12 protein-coding genes are annotated in these 16,059 nt (G+C 67.5%); 5 read left to right on the top strand and 7 right to left on the bottom strand.

Going from position 1 to position 16,059, the window contains the following annotated elements; all coding sequences use genetic code 11:
* Window positions 1–250: 250 nt before the first annotated feature.
* The 6 genes from HWX22_RS27230 to HWX22_RS27205 all read right to left on the bottom strand — a co-directional run bounded on the left by HWX22_RS27230 (window position 251) and on the right by HWX22_RS27205 (window position 8,467).
* Window positions 251–2,437 (bottom strand): TonB-dependent siderophore receptor, encoded by a 2,187-nt coding sequence (locus HWX22_RS27230; RefSeq protein WP_175916765.1) that lies wholly within the window; start codon window positions 2,435–2,437, stop codon window positions 251–253.
* A gap of 219 nt (window positions 2,438–2,656) precedes the next feature.
* The gene (locus tag HWX22_RS27225; protein ID WP_175916764.1) at window positions 2,657–3,751 is read right to left on the bottom strand and encodes a porin; all 1,095 of its coding nucleotides are present in this window, start codon (window positions 3,749–3,751) and stop codon (window positions 2,657–2,659) included.
* Between the two features lie 102 nt (window positions 3,752–3,853).
* Window positions 3,854–5,197 carry an MFS transporter gene (locus tag HWX22_RS27220; RefSeq protein WP_175916763.1) on the bottom strand — a complete coding sequence of 448 codons (1,344 nt, stop codon included), beginning with the start codon at window positions 5,195–5,197 and terminating at the stop codon, window positions 3,854–3,856.
* 119 nt (window positions 5,198–5,316) lie between these two features.
* On the bottom strand, window positions 5,317–6,369 hold the full coding sequence (locus tag HWX22_RS27215) for an aromatic ring-hydroxylating dioxygenase subunit alpha (RefSeq protein WP_175916762.1): 1,053 nt from the start codon (window positions 6,367–6,369) through the stop codon (window positions 5,317–5,319).
* A 56-nt stretch (window positions 6,370–6,425) separates the two neighbouring features.
* Complete coding sequence (locus HWX22_RS27210) at window positions 6,426–7,391, bottom strand: PDR/VanB family oxidoreductase (protein WP_175916761.1); 966 nt, start codon at window positions 7,389–7,391, stop codon at window positions 6,426–6,428.
* A complete protein-coding gene (locus HWX22_RS27205; RefSeq protein ID WP_059818570.1) occupies window positions 7,388–8,467 on the bottom strand; it encodes an aromatic ring-hydroxylating dioxygenase subunit alpha in 1,080 nt (359 codons plus the stop codon). The genes HWX22_RS27210 and HWX22_RS27205 overlap by 4 nt, the downstream gene beginning before the upstream one ends.
* 198 nt (window positions 8,468–8,665) lie before the next feature.
* Here HWX22_RS27205 and HWX22_RS27200 point away from each other — a divergent pair, with 198 nt between their 5' ends.
* A complete protein-coding gene (locus HWX22_RS27200) occupies window positions 8,666–9,154 on the top strand; it encodes a MarR family winged helix-turn-helix transcriptional regulator (RefSeq protein WP_059818571.1) in 489 nt (162 codons plus the stop codon).
* A 72-nt stretch (window positions 9,155–9,226) separates the two neighbouring features.
* Here the strand turns inward: HWX22_RS27200 and HWX22_RS27195 are convergent, their stop codons facing one another.
* Window positions 9,227–9,973 carry a TetR/AcrR family transcriptional regulator gene (locus HWX22_RS27195; RefSeq protein ID WP_175916760.1) on the bottom strand — a complete coding sequence of 249 codons (747 nt, stop codon included), beginning with the start codon at window positions 9,971–9,973 and terminating at the stop codon, window positions 9,227–9,229.
* A 171-nt stretch (window positions 9,974–10,144) separates the two neighbouring features.
* Between HWX22_RS27195 and HWX22_RS27190 the strand changes: the two genes are divergently transcribed.
* Genes HWX22_RS27190 through HWX22_RS27175 form a run of 4 tightly spaced genes read left to right on the top strand, consistent with a single transcriptional unit; the run spans window position 10,145 to window position 15,807 of the window.
* Entirely contained in the window at window positions 10,145–11,326 is a 1,182-nt protein-coding gene (locus tag HWX22_RS27190; RefSeq protein WP_059532493.1) for an isovaleryl-CoA dehydrogenase, read from the top strand.
* Between the two features lie 31 nt (window positions 11,327–11,357).
* Window positions 11,358–12,965 (top strand): carboxyl transferase domain-containing protein, encoded by a 1,608-nt coding sequence (locus tag HWX22_RS27185; protein ID WP_175916759.1) that lies wholly within the window; start codon window positions 11,358–11,360, stop codon window positions 12,963–12,965.
* 19 nt (window positions 12,966–12,984) lie between these two features.
* Window positions 12,985–13,770: an enoyl-CoA hydratase/isomerase family protein gene (locus HWX22_RS27180; protein WP_059532487.1), complete on the top strand. Its 786-nt coding sequence runs from the start codon at window positions 12,985–12,987 to the stop codon at window positions 13,768–13,770.
* Between the two features lie 36 nt (window positions 13,771–13,806).
* Window positions 13,807–15,807: an acetyl/propionyl/methylcrotonyl-CoA carboxylase subunit alpha gene (locus HWX22_RS27175; RefSeq protein ID WP_175916758.1), complete on the top strand. Its 2,001-nt coding sequence runs from the start codon at window positions 13,807–13,809 to the stop codon at window positions 15,805–15,807.
* Window positions 15,808–16,059 lie beyond the last annotated feature (252 nt).

Raw genomic sequence — 16,059 nt, 5'->3', positions numbered from 1 at the left:
GAGCAGTGCCGCGCATCCCGGTCGGACATCGAACTCTCCCATATCGTTTTTGTGGGGGCGTGGTGCATCGCCGTGTCGCGGCGATGCGTCGCCATCGCGTAGCCAGTCTAGAGGCGCGCGATCGACAGCGGAAATCGCGATATCGGATGGGAGATATTCGAGGGTCCGATGATTGGCGGAAACGACAAGGCCGCGCGGCGCCGACGTGTGCGGCATCGCGCGGCCTTCGTCTGCCTGCTGCGAAGGTGCGTCAGAACGACACCGTCGTCGTCAGCGTGACGAGCCGCGGCTCGCCGACGGCGACGATCAGATTGCTGTTGCTCGACGGATAGTAGGTCTTGTCGAGCAGATTCTTCACGTTGAGCTGGATGCGTGTCGGGAACTTGCCGATCGTCGTTTCGTAGGCCGCGAATGCGTCGACGGTCACGTAGCCGGGCAGCGTGAAGCTGTTCGCGGTGTCGCCGGGCCGTGCGCCGACGAGCCGCGCGCCGCCGCCGAAGCGCCAGCGTCCGGGCAGGTTCGCGATCGCCGTGTCGTACACCGCGAACAGGCTGCCGGTGTGGCGCGCGACGTTGACGAGCGGTGTGTTGCTGTCGCGGTCGTTCGCGTTCGTGTACGCGTAGCTGCCGATCAGGCTCAGATGGCGCGTGAGCTGCCCCGCGACGTCGAGTTCGATCCCGCGCGAGCGCGCGGTGCCGATCGTCGACGTGATGTCGCCGACCGTGACCGCGACGTTGCGCTTGTCGATCTGGTAGGCCGCGAGCGTGCCAGTGATGCCGGGTTTCAGGCTGAACTTCAGGCCGGCTTCCAGCACGCGGCCAAATTCCGGCGCGAGCGGTGCAGCCACGTTCGACGCGACGTTCGGCTTGAACGAGCGGCTCACGTTCGCATAGGCGGTCAGCGACGGCGTGAGCGCATAGGCGAGCCCGAACTGCGGCAGCCACACGTTGCCGTGCGAGCGGTCGGCGAACACGAACGGCCGCCCCATCCCCGATTCCTGCTGCCACTCCTCCCACCGCAGCCCGCCGACCGCGGTGAGCCGGTCGGTGATCTTTACGGAGTCCTGCACGATCATCGAGTACGTGTGCACCTTCGAAAGCGAATCGCTCTGCTTCGTGCTGACCGTGCCGCCGGGCGCGAGCAGGCCGTAGACGGGATCGTAGAGATTGAAGCCCTTGGTCGCGGCGCCGCGGATCGTGTCGCCGCGGAAGCTGCGCTGGCGCTCGTATTCGCCGCCGATGTAAAGCGCGTGGTTCATCCCCGCGAGCGTCAGGTTGCCGAGCAGGCCGAGCGTCGCGATCTGGTCGGAGTCGTTGCGCCCGAGGTTCGCGTCGGACGTGCGCGACAGCGCGCCGGTCGTGGCGTTGAAGGCGGTCGCGCGGGTGATGTATTGATCGTAGCGGTCGCGGCCCCAGCCGTAGGTCGCGCGCACGCGCCATGCGTCGGAGAGGCGGTGCTCGATGCGCGCGCGCAGCGTTTCCTGGATCCCGCCGCTTTGCGCCCACGCTTCCTCGTAGCGGCGATAGCGCAGCGCATCGTCGGGGCGGCCGTTCACGAGCACGGTGCCGCGATCGAACGGCATCGTGTAGTCGACATACTGGTATCTGACGTCGATCGACGTGTTCGCGTCGTGCCACGAAAGCGCGGGCGCGATCAGCGCGTTGCGTTCGCGGCCGAAGCTGCGCCAGTAGCGGCTCGTATCGTATTCGCCGGTGAGCCGGAACGCGAGCGTGCCGCCCGCGACCTGGCCCGGCTTGCCGAGCGGACCGGTCAGGTCGAACTGCGCGCTGCTGCCGCCGTGGCTCGTGCGCGAGGCCGAGATCGAGCCGCCGAACGTTTCTTCCGGCTTGCGCGTGACGAGGTTGATCACGCCGCCCGGGTCCTGCATCCCGTATAGCAGCGAAGCGGGGCCCTTCAGCACTTCGACGCGGTCGATCGTCGCGAGATAGCTGTGCAGCACCGGTGTGCGCACGCCGTCGACGAGCACGGAGCCGTCGTTGTTCGAGCCGAAGCCGCGCTTGATGAACGCGTCGCGCGTGCCGCCGAGCGTGTTGGTCTGCGTCACGCCGCTGATGTTGCCGAGCACGTCGTCGAGCGAGCGCGCCTGCTGATCCTGCATCACGCTGCTGCTGACCACGGCGACCGATTGCGGAATTTCCTTGAGCGGACGATCGTCGCCGCCGGCGACGCTGCTGGTGCGCGGCTGGTAGCCGACGGTCGGATCGGCGGCCGCCGATGCGGTGACGCTGATCGTCGGCAGTTCGCGTTCGGGCGGCGCGGGCGTCGACGACGGCGAGGACGTGGCCGGCGAAGCCGTGGCGGCAGGTTCAGCATCCGCATGCGCGCCGCTTGCGACGCAAAGAGTGATCAGGGCAGGCAGGCTCGCGCGCCACGGACGCAAGGTCCGCGCGCGGCGGGGCAGTCGACGGGATGGCATGAATCGATGAATGGACGGCGTGCTAAGGATGAAGGCGCGGGCCGCGGCGCTTCACTGATTCGCCGCGGCAGGACGCGCATGATATACGTAATGAGAATCGTTTGCAATTGCGGCGAGGCCGATACGGCTCGGGTATCGCGATTTCCGGGCCGCAGGCCGTCTGCTGCCGTAGCGGCCAAAATTCCTGTCACGTCGCGCTCGACGAGCGGTGTCCGGCAATCAGAACTTCTGCTGGATGCCGGCCATCACGCCGAGCTGATTCATCCCGGTGCCGACCGTCCCGCCGGCGGCGACCGCGTTCGCGGCCAGCGTGCTGTTGAACATGTAGCCCACCGACGTATAGACGGTCGTCCGCTTCGACAGGAAATAGTTCGCTCGGCCGACAAAGAGCGTGGCGTTCGTGCCGCCTTCGCCGTTTTCTCGGCGTTGCAGGTAGCGCACGCCCTGCAGGTCGAGCGCGAGGTAGGGTGTCGCGTAGTACGTGCCGCCGGCGAACACGATGTCGGCCTGCAGGTGTGCGGCCGCCGCGAGATTGCGACGGATCCAGCCCGCGCCGAGTTTCGCGGGGCCGATCTTCACGTAGCCGGCGACGATGTCGCGCGTGTCGGTGTACGCCGGATTGTTCAGCGGCGCGAGCGCGCCGCCGCCGCCGCGCATCACGTCGTGCGATGCGGCGAGCCCGAAATTGCTCGCGTCATAGGCGAGCATTGCCGTGTATTGGCGGCAGGCGACGATGTCGCCAGGCACTTGCCCCGCGCAGCCCGTCGCGGATGGTCCCGCCGGCCCGGCCGCGTCGCGGCCGAAGCTGTAGGTCGCGCCGAGCGTCACGCCGTGGAACGTGCCCTTGTAGCCGATCGCGTTGTCGCTGCGCGCGTTCGGCAGATACGAGTCGAAATCGGCCATCGAATGAATCGACGGACCGATCACGTCGGCATTGGTCAGCACGATCATCGACATGTTCATCTGTCGGCCGAGGGTCAGCGCGCCGAAGGGGCTGTTCACGCCCACGTTCGCTTGCCGCCCGAACAGACGCCCGCCGTAGTTCAGCGCACCGGTGCCGGGCTGGAAGCCGTTTTCGAGCACGAAGAAGGCCTGATAGCCGCCGCCGAGATCCTCCGTGCCGCGCAGGCCCCAGCGTGACGGCACCTCGCCGGTCAGCGTCGGCATGCCGGTGAACGATCCGCCGCGCGCGGCGTTGTTGTAGTAGGACACGCCGGTATCGATGATCCCGTACAGCGTGACGCTGCTTTGCGCACAGGCCGGTCCGGCCAGCGCCATCGCCGTCGCGAATGCGACGCCCAATTTCGTTTTCATGGCTGTCTCCAAACAGTATGTAGATATACTTATCGATTTTTCTAATGCCCCGGACATGTCCGGGATGCCGACGGGTATCGGCAGGGCCGCGTGCGTCGCGCGTTACGAGATCGCCGGATCGCACTGCCGCTGCGGCGCCGCGGCGCGCGCGCCTGCCACTGCGACGGCGATCGCCGCGCCAGTCATCGGCACGAGGAACGCCAGATAGAGATGGGGCACGGACCAGCCGTCGTCGAGCAGCGCACCGACCGTCATCGGCGACAGGATCGCGCCGAGGCGACCGATGCCGACCGCGAGACCGATGCCGGTCGTGCGGATCTCGGCGGGGTAGGGTGTCGGCGACAACGCATACATGCCGGCCACGCACGCATTGATCACGGCGCCGAGGAACACCGCGACGGTCATCCCGATGCCGAGCGAGCCGGTGTTCGCGCCGAACACGACCATCAGCGCGCCGCCGAGCAGCAGCGTCGCGCCCAGCAGGTTGCGCAGGCCGAACCGGGTCGACAGCAGGCTGAAGAGCGACGCGCCCGCGATGCCGCCGAGGTTGAGCAGCACGCCGCCGGTCACGCCCTGCGATGCCGACAGTCCAGCCTGGACCAGCAGCTTCGGCGTCCAGCTCACGACGAAATAAAAGCTGCCCATCACGAGAAAGAACGCAATCCACAGTGCGATCGTGCGGCGCGTGAGCGGTGCGCGCAGCACGGCCGTCCAGCTCGACGCGGGACGCGTCGTGTCGATGGACGCCGTCACGGCCGGCAGCGCGTCGATGGGCGCGCGCTTCATTCTCGCGAGGATGCGGTTGATTTTCTGCAGCGCGTCGTCCGGCCGCCGTGCCAGCAGAAAGTCGAGCGATTCCGGCAGCAGTGCGAGCACCATCGGGATCGCCATCAAGGTCAGGATGCCGCCGAACGCGAACACGCTGCGCCATCCCCACGTCGACAGCAGGTAGCCGGCGATGACCCCGCCGGCGGTGGCGCCGATCGCGTAGCCGGTCGACTGCATGCCGATCGCGGCGCTGCGCCATTTGTTCGATGCGTATTCGCCGCTGATGACGGTCAGGCTTGCGAGCATGCCGCCGATGCCGAGCCCCGTGTAGGCACGCGCGATCGCGAGTTGCAGCGTGCTGTGCGTGGCCGCGCAGGCGAGCATCCCGGTCGAGATCACGGCGAGGCAGAGCAGGATGATGCGGCGGCGGCCGACGCGGTCGGCCAGCGGCGCGATCAACACCGAGCCGATGCCCATGCCGGCGAGCCCCGCGCTCAGCAGCAGGCCGATTTCCTTGCCGCTCAGTTTCCACTCCGCGGCCAGGTGCGGCGCGGCAAATGCGATGGCCAGCACGTCGAAGCCGTCGAGCATGTTCAGCACGACGCAGGCCGTGACCGCCATCGTCTGGAACGCGCTCATCGGGGATGCGTCGATCGTATTGCGGATATTTGCACTCACGTCAAAGACCCTTCATAAAAATAGTATGACTAATCGAATGGGAAAAACAGAAGCCGGCGGCTAACCGCGGGGGATGCTTGCAGCCACAAGCAGGCGTCGTTCGCGCGCCGGCGCGACGGTTACACGGGTTCGGGTTGCTGCAGCAGTCGCTCGATCACGCGCCGCGCGCGATTGGGGCCTGCGTCGACGTGAATGTCGATCTGGCGGCCGCCCGGAAACCGCAGTTGGTTCCGGTATTGCGCTTCGATCACGGTCTTGTCCTCGTCGAACGTCGCCGCCGATTGCTCGATGACCGTTTGCGCGACGCGTTCGACGTCGTGTTGCGGATTGGTCGCGATGGTCCAGAAATAGTGCGTTGTGGTGTCCGTCTCCGGCGTGATGCCGTGGAAGCCGCGCATGTGAAAGCCGCCGCGCGCGGGATCGAGCAGGTCGCCGGTGCCGGCGTCCATCGCGCCGGTCCAGATCCGGATATGCGACACGTGGAATTCGATTTCCTGCCAGCGATCGACCCGGCCCGCGAACGGCCACGCGGCCGTGTACGTTGGCGGCGGGTCGGAATCCGGCATCCGGCGCACCAGCGTCACCGTGTCGCCGTCACTGCTGACGCGGGTTTCCGCGCCCATGTGCAGCGGCGCGTTGCCGCCGATCGTTTTCAGATGGACATAGCCGAGGTGGCTCAGGTCCATCAGGTTGTCGTGAATCAGCTGATACGGCGCGTCGTAATGGTAGTTGCCGCCGCCGAACCGATATTGCGGATCCGTGTGGAACGCATAGCGCGGCGGCGCGCAGGTCGGTTGAGCATGGCCGATCCAGATCCACACGATCGCATCCTGTTCCCGCACCGGATACGACGACACACACGCCTTTGCCGGAATCCGGTCCTGCCCGGGAATCTCCACGCAGGTGCCGTCGCGGTCGAACAGCAGGCCGTGATAGCCGCAGCGCAGGCCGCGCGCTTCGAGCGAGCCGCACGACAGCGGCAGCGACTTATGGCAGCAGCGATCCTCCAGCGCGCCGACTTCCCCGGACGGCAACCGGAACAGCACGACCGGACGGCCGAGCAGCGTGCGGGCGACGGGTTTGTCCGTCAGTTCGGAAGACAGCGCGGCGACCCACCATCGGTCGACCGGGAACTTAGTAGTATTGATCGGTGGCCGGGCATGTTGCGCCATTGATCGTCTCCAGTATTGTGATTGGCCGCCGCGTGTCGGGCGGTCCGTCTACAGCTCTACAGGTCGAGTACCAGCAGATCGCTTCGCGATCGCGAGCAGCACGGCATGAACTGGTCGCCGGCCGCCTGTTCCGCTTCCGTCAGATACGAATCGCGATGATCGGGCTCGCCTTCGAGCACGCGCGTCACGCAGGTGCCGCAGACGCCTTGCTCGCACGACGTGAGCACGTCGATGCCGTTGGCCGCCAGCGCGGCGATGACCGTGCATTCGGCCGGCACGTCGATCACCTTGCCGCTGCTCGCGATGCGGACCTGGAACGCGCGATCCGCGCCGGACGATGCAACCGCGCCGCCGAAAAACTCGTAATGCAGCCGCTCGTCGGCCCAGTTGCGCTGGCGTGCGGCGTTCAGCACCGCGTCCATGAAGCCGCGCGGGCCGCATACGTAGAGGTGGGTGCCGTCAGGCGCCGCGGCGAGCACGGCGGGCAGGTCGAGGCGTTGCGCGGGGGCGCCGTCGTCGACGTGGAAGCGAGCGCGGTCGCGGAACCCGGCTGCGTCGATCCGCTCGACGAAGGCCATGCGATCGGTCGAACGCGCGCAGTAGTGCATGTCGAACGGCGTGCCGGACGAGAACAGCCGTTCCGCCATGCAGAGAATCGGCGTGACGCCGATCCCGCCCGCGAGCAACAGGTGGTGCGGGGCGTCGGGCGCGAGCGGAAATTGATTGCGCGGCATGCCGATCCGGACGGTATCGCCTTGCCGGACCTCGTCGTGAATCGCGCGCGACCCGCCGCGGCCCTCGGCATCGCGCAGCACCGCGATCTGGTAGCAATCGCCGTGTTCGGGGTGGTTGCACAGCGAGTACTGGCGCACGAGCCCGCCCGGCAAATACACGTCGATATGCGCGCCGGCGTCGAAGCGCGGCAAGGGCGACCCGTCATCGCTGACGAATTCGAAGCCGCAGATGTCGCGCGCTTCCTGCCACTTGCGGGCCACCCGGACCGTCAGCGTCGCGGCGCTCATGACGCCTCCTTGATCTGCGCGACCGGAATCACGGGCCGCTGCGGGCTCGACGCGTTTTCGTCGGCGAGCAGCCGCTCGATCACCTTGCGCGACAGCACGCCGCCGGCGTCGATGTTGAGCTTGAGCAGCTTGCGGTCCGGCCACTGCTCGAGGTTGAGTTGCTGGCGCTCGAGCATGTCGAGATCCTCGGCGAAGATCTTGCCCTGGCCTTCGCGGATCTCGGCGGTCAACGCGTGGTCGTCGGGCCGGAAGTTGCGCGCCATCCCCCAGAAATACCAGATCGAGGTGTCCGTCTCCGGCGTGATGAAGTCGACCACGATCGACGACGCCTTCAGCTCGGCCGGCGCGTCGTAACCGCCGTGGCCCGCATGCGCGACGCCCACTTCGATCATCACGTGGCTCGGCGGCGTGAAGCGGCAGATCTGCCAGCGGTCGACCGGCACGTCGTCGGCCAGCCCGTTGCCGCGCAGCGCCATCCGCCAGAACGGCGGCGGCATCACGTTCTCCATGAAGCGGCTCGTGACGACTTCGTCACCGTTGGCGGTCGTCTTCGGCGGCGCTTCGTCGATTTCCTTCTGGCCGATGCTCGTTGCATGCACGTAGGTCTCGTGCGTGAGGTCCATCAGGTTGTCGATCATCAGCCGGTAGTCGCAACGGATGTGATACAAGCCGCCGCCGTGTGCCCAGGCCGGATCTTCGGCCCACTGGAGCGCGGGCAGCTTGTCGGGATCGGCTGCGGACGCATCGCCGGGCCACACCCAGACGAATCCATACCGCTCGACCGTCGGAAAGCTGCGGATCGGCGGAAAGCCGCCGACGCGCTGGCCCGGCATGCCGGCCGTCTTGCCGTTGCAGCCCATTTCCAGCCCGTGATAGCCGCACACGAGCACGCCGTCGCGCACGAATCCCAGCGACAGCGGCGCGCCGCGGTGCGGGCAGAAGTCCTCGAGCGCGGCGACCCGGCCGTCCGCCGCGCGGTAGAACACCATCGACTCGTTGCAAATCTTGCGGCCGAGCGGCTTGCCGTCGATTTCATCGGGCGTGCACGCCACATACCAAGCGTTCTTGAGAAACACGTTCTTCGTCTCCTTCAGGGCGGTGCCGCCGGTGCGCGGCAATTCTTCATTCCGTGTACTGAATGAGATTCAGTGTACGCATTGAGATTGGCCAGGGCAAGGCGAGCGGTATACTGGTTTTCCCGGGAAATGGCGCGACGCAGCGCCATGCCGTCGGCGCACGCAACGGCGTGCGCCGCCTATGTCATCGACTCATTCATGGAAAAAACGAATCCCGCCGACGCGCCGTCTTTCCCGCTCGACCTGTACGACGAACCTGGGCATCTGATCCGGCGCGCGCACCAGATAGCGGTTGCGATGTTCTACGAGAAGCTGGGCCGGGACGTGACGCCGGTGCAGTACGCGGTCCTGCGGATGCTCTATGAGTGTCCGGGGCTCGATCAGGTGACGCTCGCGCAGCGGGTGGCGCTCGACACGTCGACGACCGCGGACCTCGCGGTCCGGCTCGAAGCGAAAGGATTGATCGTCCGCGAAGTGTTGCCGCGGCGTCAGCGGCGCTTGCTGCTGACGCCGGCGGGCGTCGAACTGCTCACGCACCTGATTCCGTCGGTGAAGGAGCTGCGCGCCGGCCTGTTCGACGGCATGGGGGAGGACGATTCGCGGGAACTGATGCGCCTGTTGCGCAAGTTCGTTCATTTGAACAACGAGCAGAGCCGTGCGCCGCTGCGGGTCGGCGAGGAGTCGTAGCGATTGAATGCCCCGCGACGGGGGGAACGATGCGGCAACGCGGCGGCAGGCGCTCAGCGTCGCCCCTCGGCGTCACGGGCGTGACGCTTCCCCTTCCAGCCGCCGGACCGCTTCCGCGACTTCGTTCCTGAAGCGCACCAGCGCCGCCTGCTCCGGCGCGGGCGGTTGCACGGCCGCCCACAGCATGTCGATGAGCTGCGTGGCCGTCGTTTCCGTATCGAGCTTGCGGTGTCCGAGGATCGCATCCCACAGCACGTGCTCGATCGGCCCGAACACCATCGAGCGCAGCAGGCTCAGCGGCATGTCGCTGCGCACCTGCCCGGCCGCCTGGCCGCGCGCGAGTACGTCCATCAGCGGCGCCGTGTAGCGGCGCTGCAGCGCGGTGAGCTCGTCGCTCAACGCATGCTGCTTCGCCCGCCCCTCCGACAGCACCAGCGCGCACAGCCCCGTGCCGTTCACCAGCATCAGCCGCAGGTGCGTGCGCACGATGAACGCGAACTGCTGCTGCACCGACGCTTCCTGCGGCATCCCGATTTCGAACGCGGCAATGATTTCGTCATACCAGTCGGCGATCACGCGCGCGCACAGCTCGCGCTTGCCGCGGAAGTAGCTGAACACCGTCGCCTCCGATACGCCGACGCGCTGCGCGATCTCGGCGGCCGTCGCATGCTCGTAACCCTTTTCGGCGAACACTTCACGACCGGCGCGCAGGATGTCCTGCACGCGCTGCTGGGACTTGCGCCCGGCGGGTGCGCGCGACGGCTCGGGGCGGTCGGCTTTGGCGGTGGTGGTCATGGTGTCGGCGGTAGCGGCTGTCATGCCGCCATGATATCTGAGTGTCACTCAAAAAACTATTGACGACGAGCCGGACGAGGCGCGAAACTGTGCAAAATTTACGCTGTATTGTCTTAATGAATCGACGCATTGATCCGATTTGAGCGAAACTCAGAAATCGGCGCATGCGACCCACTTTCTGGAGACGGAGGAGACATGATCAACCTGCCCGGTGTGCAATTCATGCTCGGTGAAGACATCGAGATGCTGCGCGACGCCGTCGCGACGTTCGCGGCCAAGGAAATCACGCCGCGCGCGGCGGAAGTCGACCGCACCGACCAGTTTCCGATGGATCTGTGGAAGAAGTTCGGCGATCTCGGCGTGCTCGGCATGACGGTGGCCGAGGAATACGGCGGCGCGAACATGGGCTACACCGCGCACATGGTCGCGATGGAAGAGATCTCGCGCGCATCGGCGTCGATCGGCCTGTCGTACGGCGCGCACTCGAACCTGTGCGTGAACCAGATCCACCGCAACGGCACCGACGCGCAGAAGCAGAAATATCTGCCGAAGCTCGTGTCGGGCGAACACATCGGCGCGCTCGCGATGAGCGAGCCGAACGCGGGCTCCGACGTCGTCAGCATGAAGCTGCGCGCGGACAAGCGCGGCGACCGCTACGTGCTCAACGGCACGAAGATGTGGATCACCAACGGCCCCGACTGCGACACGCTCGTCGTCTACGCGAAGACGGACATCGACGCCGGCCCGCGCGGCATCACCGCGTTCATCGTCGAGAAGGGGATGAAGGGCTTCTCGGTCGCGCAGAAGCTCGACAAGCTCGGCATGCGCGGGTCGCACACGGGCGAGCTCGTGTTCCAGGACGTCGAGGTGCCGGAAGAGAACATCCTCGGCCAGCTCAACGGCGGCGTGAAGGTGCTGATGAGCGGCCTCGACTACGAACGCGCGGTGCTGTCGGGCGGCCCGACGGGCATCATGGCCGCGTGTCTCGACGCGGTGGTGCCGTATATCCACGACCGCAAGCAGTTCGGCCAGTCGATCGGCGAATTCCAGCTGATCCAGGGCAAGGTCGCCGACATGTACACCACGTTTCAGGCGTGCCGTGCGTACCTGTACGCGGTCGGCCGCCATCTCGATTCGGCCGGCAGCGACCACATTCGCCAGGTGCGCAAGGACTGCGCGGGCGTGATCCTCTACACGGCCGAGAAGGCGACGTGGATGGCCGGCGAGGCGATCCAGATCCTCGGCGGCAACGGCTACATCAACGAATACCCGGTCGGCCGTCTGTGGCGCGATGCGAAGCTGTACGAGATCGGCGCCGGCACGAGCGAGATCCGCCGCATGCTGATCGGCCGCGAGCTGTTCGCGGAAACGATGTAACGCCCCACGTCACGCGAACGGAGCCCCGTCGATGCCGATCATCGAATCGAAACTGAACCCGCGTTCGGAAGACTTCCGCGCGAACGCCGCGGCGCTGGAGGCGGTCGTCGCCGACCTGCGCGCGAAGATCGAACAGCTCGCGCAAGGCGGCGGCCAGGCCGCGCGCGACAAGCACCTGTCGCGCGGCAAGCTGCTGCCGCGCGATCGCATCGCGCAGTTGCTCGATCCGGGTGCGCCGTTCCTCGAGCTGTCGCAGCTCGCGGCGAACGGCATGTACAACGACGACGCGCCGGGCGCGGGCGTGATCACCGGGATCGGACGGATCGCGGGCCGCGAGTGCGTGATCGTATGCAACGACGCAACGGTCAAGGGCGGCACCTACTATCCGATGACCGTGAAGAAACACGTGCGCGCGCAGGAAATCGCCGCGGAAAACCGGCTGCCGTGCGTGTACCTCGTCGATTCGGGCGGCGCGAACCTGCCGAACCAGGACGACGTGTTTCCCGATCGCGACCACTTCGGCCGCATCTTCTTCAACCAGGCGACGATGTCCGCCGCGGGAATCGCGCAGATCGCGGTCGTGATGGGCTCGTGCACGGCGGGCGGCGCGTATGTGCCGGCGATGAGCGACGAGTCGATCATCGTGAAGAACCAGGGCACGATTTTCCTCGGCGGCCCGCCGCTCGTGAAGGCCGCGACCGGCGAGGAAGTGAGCGCCGAGGATCTCGGCGGCGGCGACGTGCACACGCGCCTGTCGGGCGTGGCCGACCATCTCGCGCAGAACGACGCGCATGCGTTGTCGATCGCGCGCAGCATCGTCGGTCATCTCGCGCCGAAGATCGCGTCGCCGGTGACGGTGCGCGAGCCGAAGCCGCCGCGCTACGACGCGAAGAGCCTGTACGGCGTGATTCCGGTCGACACGCGCAAGCCGTTCGACGTGCGCGAGGTGATCGCGCGCATCGTCGACGATTCGGAGTTCGATGAATTCAAGGCACGCTTCGGCACGACGCTCGTCACGGGCTTTGCGCACATCTGGGGCCATCCGGTCGGGATCGTCGCGAACAACGGCATCCTGTTCTCCGAATCGGCCGTGAAGGGCGCGCATTTCATCGAGCTGTGCTGCCAGCGCAAGATTCCGCTCGTGTTCCTGCAGAACATCACGGGCTTCATGGTCGGCCGCAAATACGAGAACGAAGGCATCGCGCGCCATGGCGCGAAGATGGTGACGGCCGTGTCGAACGCGAAGGTGCCGAAGTTCACGGTGATCATCGGCGGCTCGTTCGGCGCCGGCAACTACGGGATGTGCGGCCGCGCGTTCGGCCCGCGTTTCCTGTGGATGTGGCCGAATGCGCGGATCTCGGTGATGGGCGGCGAGCAGGCCGCTTCGGTGCTCGCGACCGTGCGCCGCGACGGCATCGAGGCGAAGGGCGGGTCGTGGTCGAGCGACGAAGAAGAAGCGTTCAAGCAGCCGATCCGCGACCAATACGAGCGCCAGGGGCATCCGTATTACGCGAGCGCACGGCTGTGGGACGACGGCGTGATCGACCCCGCGCAGACGCGCGACGTGCTGGGTCTCGGCCTCGCCGCGTCGATGAACGCGCCGATCGACGACACGCGCTTCGGCGTGTTCCGCATGTAACGGCCGGGAGGGCTGACCGATGCGATACGAAACGATCAAGGTAAGCGAAGCCGGCCGCGTGGCGACCGTCACGCTCGCGCGGCCCGACGTGCGCAACGCGTTCAACGAGACGACGATCGCCGAGCTGACCACCGCGTTCGAGTGGCTCGACGCACACGCCGGCGTGCGCGCGGTTGTGCTCGCGGCGGAAGGCGCGGCGTTCTGCGCGGGCGCGGACCTGAACTGGATGAAGAAGATGGCCGGTTACTCGGACGACGAGAACCGCGCCGATGCGCGCAAGCTCGCGCGGATGCTCGAGGCGATCCATCGCTGCGGCAAGCCGGTGATCGCGCGCGTGCATGGCGACGCGTATGCGGGCGGCGTGGGCCTCGTCGCGGCGGCCGACATCGCGATCGCCGCCGACGGCGCGAAGTTCTGCCTGTCCGAAGCGCGGCTCGGGCTGATTCCGGCAACGATCGCGCCGTACGTCGTGCGCGCGATGGGCGAGCGCGCGGCGCGTCGCTACTTCACGACGGCCGAAGTGTTCGACAGCGCGCGCGCCGCGTCGCTCGGCTTCATTCACGATGCCGTGCCGGCCGAGGCGCTCGACGAAACGGTCGCGAAGCTGGCCGCGACGCTCGTCGCGAACGGCCCCGACGCGGTGCGGGCATGCAAGCGGCTCGTCGCCGACGTGGCCGGCCGGCCGCTCGACGCGACGCTGATCGAGCAGACCGCCGACTGGATCGCGCGGACCCGCGCCGGCGCGGAAGCGCGCGAAGGGATCGCGTCCTTCCTCGAGAAACGCACGCCTTCGTGGCGTGAATGACGGCGTGCCCCTAACTTTCCGGACGACACCGAAGCCATGTTCGACAAGATTCTGATCGCCAACCGCGGCGAAATCGCCTGCCGCGTCGCCGCGACGTGCAAACGTCTCGGGATCGCGAGCGTCGCCGTCTATTCCGACGCGGACGCGAACGCGAAGCACGTCGCCGCGTGCGACGAGGCCGTGCACATCGGCGGCTCCGCGGCCGCGGACAGCTACCTGCGCATCGAGCGCATCATCGAGGCCGCGCGCGCGACCGGCGCGCAGGCCATCCACCCGGGCTACGGTTTCCTGTCCGAGAACGAGGATTTCGCGCATGCGTGCGAAGCGGCCGGCATCGCGTTCATCGGGCCGCCGGTCGACGCGATCGCGGCGATGGGCTCGAAGGCCGCCGCGAAGGCGCTGATGCATGCGGCCGCCGTGCCGCTCGTGCCCGGCTACCACGGCGACGACCAGGACGCCGCCAACCTGCATCGCGAAGCCGACGAGATCGGCTACCCGGTGCTGCTGAAGGCGAGCGCGGGCGGCGGCGGCAAGGGCATGCGCGTGGTCGAGCGCTCCGAGGACTTTCCGGCGGCGCTCGCGTCGTGCCAGCGCGAGGCCGCGAGCAGCTTCGGCAACGATCGCGTGCTGATCGAGAAATACCTGACGCGCCCGCGTCACGTCGAAGTGCAGGTGTTCGGCGACACGCACGGCAACACCGTCTATCTGTTCGACCGCGACTGCTCGGTGCAGCGCCGTCACCAGAAGGTGCTCGAGGAAGCGCCGGCGCCGGGGCTGCATGAAGACGTGCGCCAGGCGATGGGCGAGGCGGCGGTCGCGGCCGCGCGTGCGGTGAATTACGTCGGCGCGGGCACCGTCGAATTCATCATGACGGGCGACGCGTTCTACTTCATGGAAATGAACACGCGCCTGCAGGTCGAGCATCCGGTCACCGAGATGGTCACAGGGCTCGATCTCGTCGAATGGCAACTGCGCGTCGCAGCGGGCGAGCCGCTGCCGCTGCAGCAGGACGAGCTGCGCGTGCAGGGCCACGCGATCGAGGCGCGTCTCTACGCGGAGAATCCGGCGCGCGGCTTCCTGCCGTCTACCGGCACGTTGAAGCACTTGCGGCTGCCGGAAGGCGTCGAATTCGCGATCGGCGCGGCGGTGCGCGTCGACAGCGGCGTGCGCGAAGGCGATGCGATCACGCCGTTCTACGATCCAATGATCGCGAAGCTGATCGTGCACGGCGCTGACCGCGAAGAAGCGCTGGGCCGGATGCTGCGCGCGCTGCGGGCATGCGAGGTGGTCGGCCTGCACACGAACGCCGCGTTCCTGCAGCGGATCGTCACCTGCGCGCCGTTCGCGATCGCCGATCTCGACACGGGCCTGATCGAGCGCAACCACGCTGCGCTGTTCGCGCCGCAACAGCCGCCGCGCGCGACGCTCGCGTTGGCCTGCGCGGCGCTGCTCGCGCGCGAACGCGAAGCGGCCGCACGGGAAGGCGCGTCGCCGTGGCGTGTGCTGCCGGACTGGCGGCTGAACGGCGGCTATCGCCGCACGCTCGAATGGCATGCGCCTGAACGCGAAGCGGACGTGACGGTCACCTATCTGGACGACGGCGGCAGCACGCGCATCGCCACCGGCGACGCGGCCGCGCAGCCGTTCGCATGGGCACGCGGCGTCACGCCGCTCGACTTCGACGTAACGCTCGACGGCGTGCGCAGCAGCGGCCGCGTGTATGCGGACGGCGACAGTTTTCACGTGTTCACGCAGGGTGTCGCCGAGACGTTCGAATGGCGCAACGTGCTCGCGCACGCCGGCGATGCCGAGCATGGCGGCGGCCGCCTGACCGCGCCGATGCCCGGCAAGGTGATTGCGGTGCTGGTCGAGCCGGGCCAGAAGGTCGAGGCCGGCACGCCGCTGATCGTGATGGAAGCGATGAAGATGGAGCACACGATCGGCGCGCCGGGCGCGGGCGTCGTCGCCGAAGTGCTGTACGGCGTCGGCGACCAGGTCGCGGATGGCGCGCAGCTGCTGATGATGGCGGAAGGCTGACCGGGGCGTGCGTCGCGCACGGGCCGGCGTGGCGCCTCGCGGCGCGACGCCGGCCTTGTCGCATCTGGCGCCGGCGGCGCGCATGTCGTGCCGTGCGGTGCGCCCGGTCGCCAACCGGCGCCGTTGGAGTACTTTCCAAAACCAAAAGGAGCCTGGCGGGAGCGGAGTACTTGGAGCTGGATGGTCGTTAAAGGAAGCTGCATTTTAGGGTACGGGGAGTCTCGGTTGCGAAGGGGAAGCCGTGAAGGGCGT

It is taken from the genome of Burkholderia sp. BCC1638 (genome assembly GCF_902833195.1).
GTDB classification, from domain to species: Bacteria; Pseudomonadota; Gammaproteobacteria; order Burkholderiales; family Burkholderiaceae; genus Burkholderia; species Burkholderia diffusa.
This window is presented reverse-complemented; position numbering and strand designations above follow the sequence as displayed.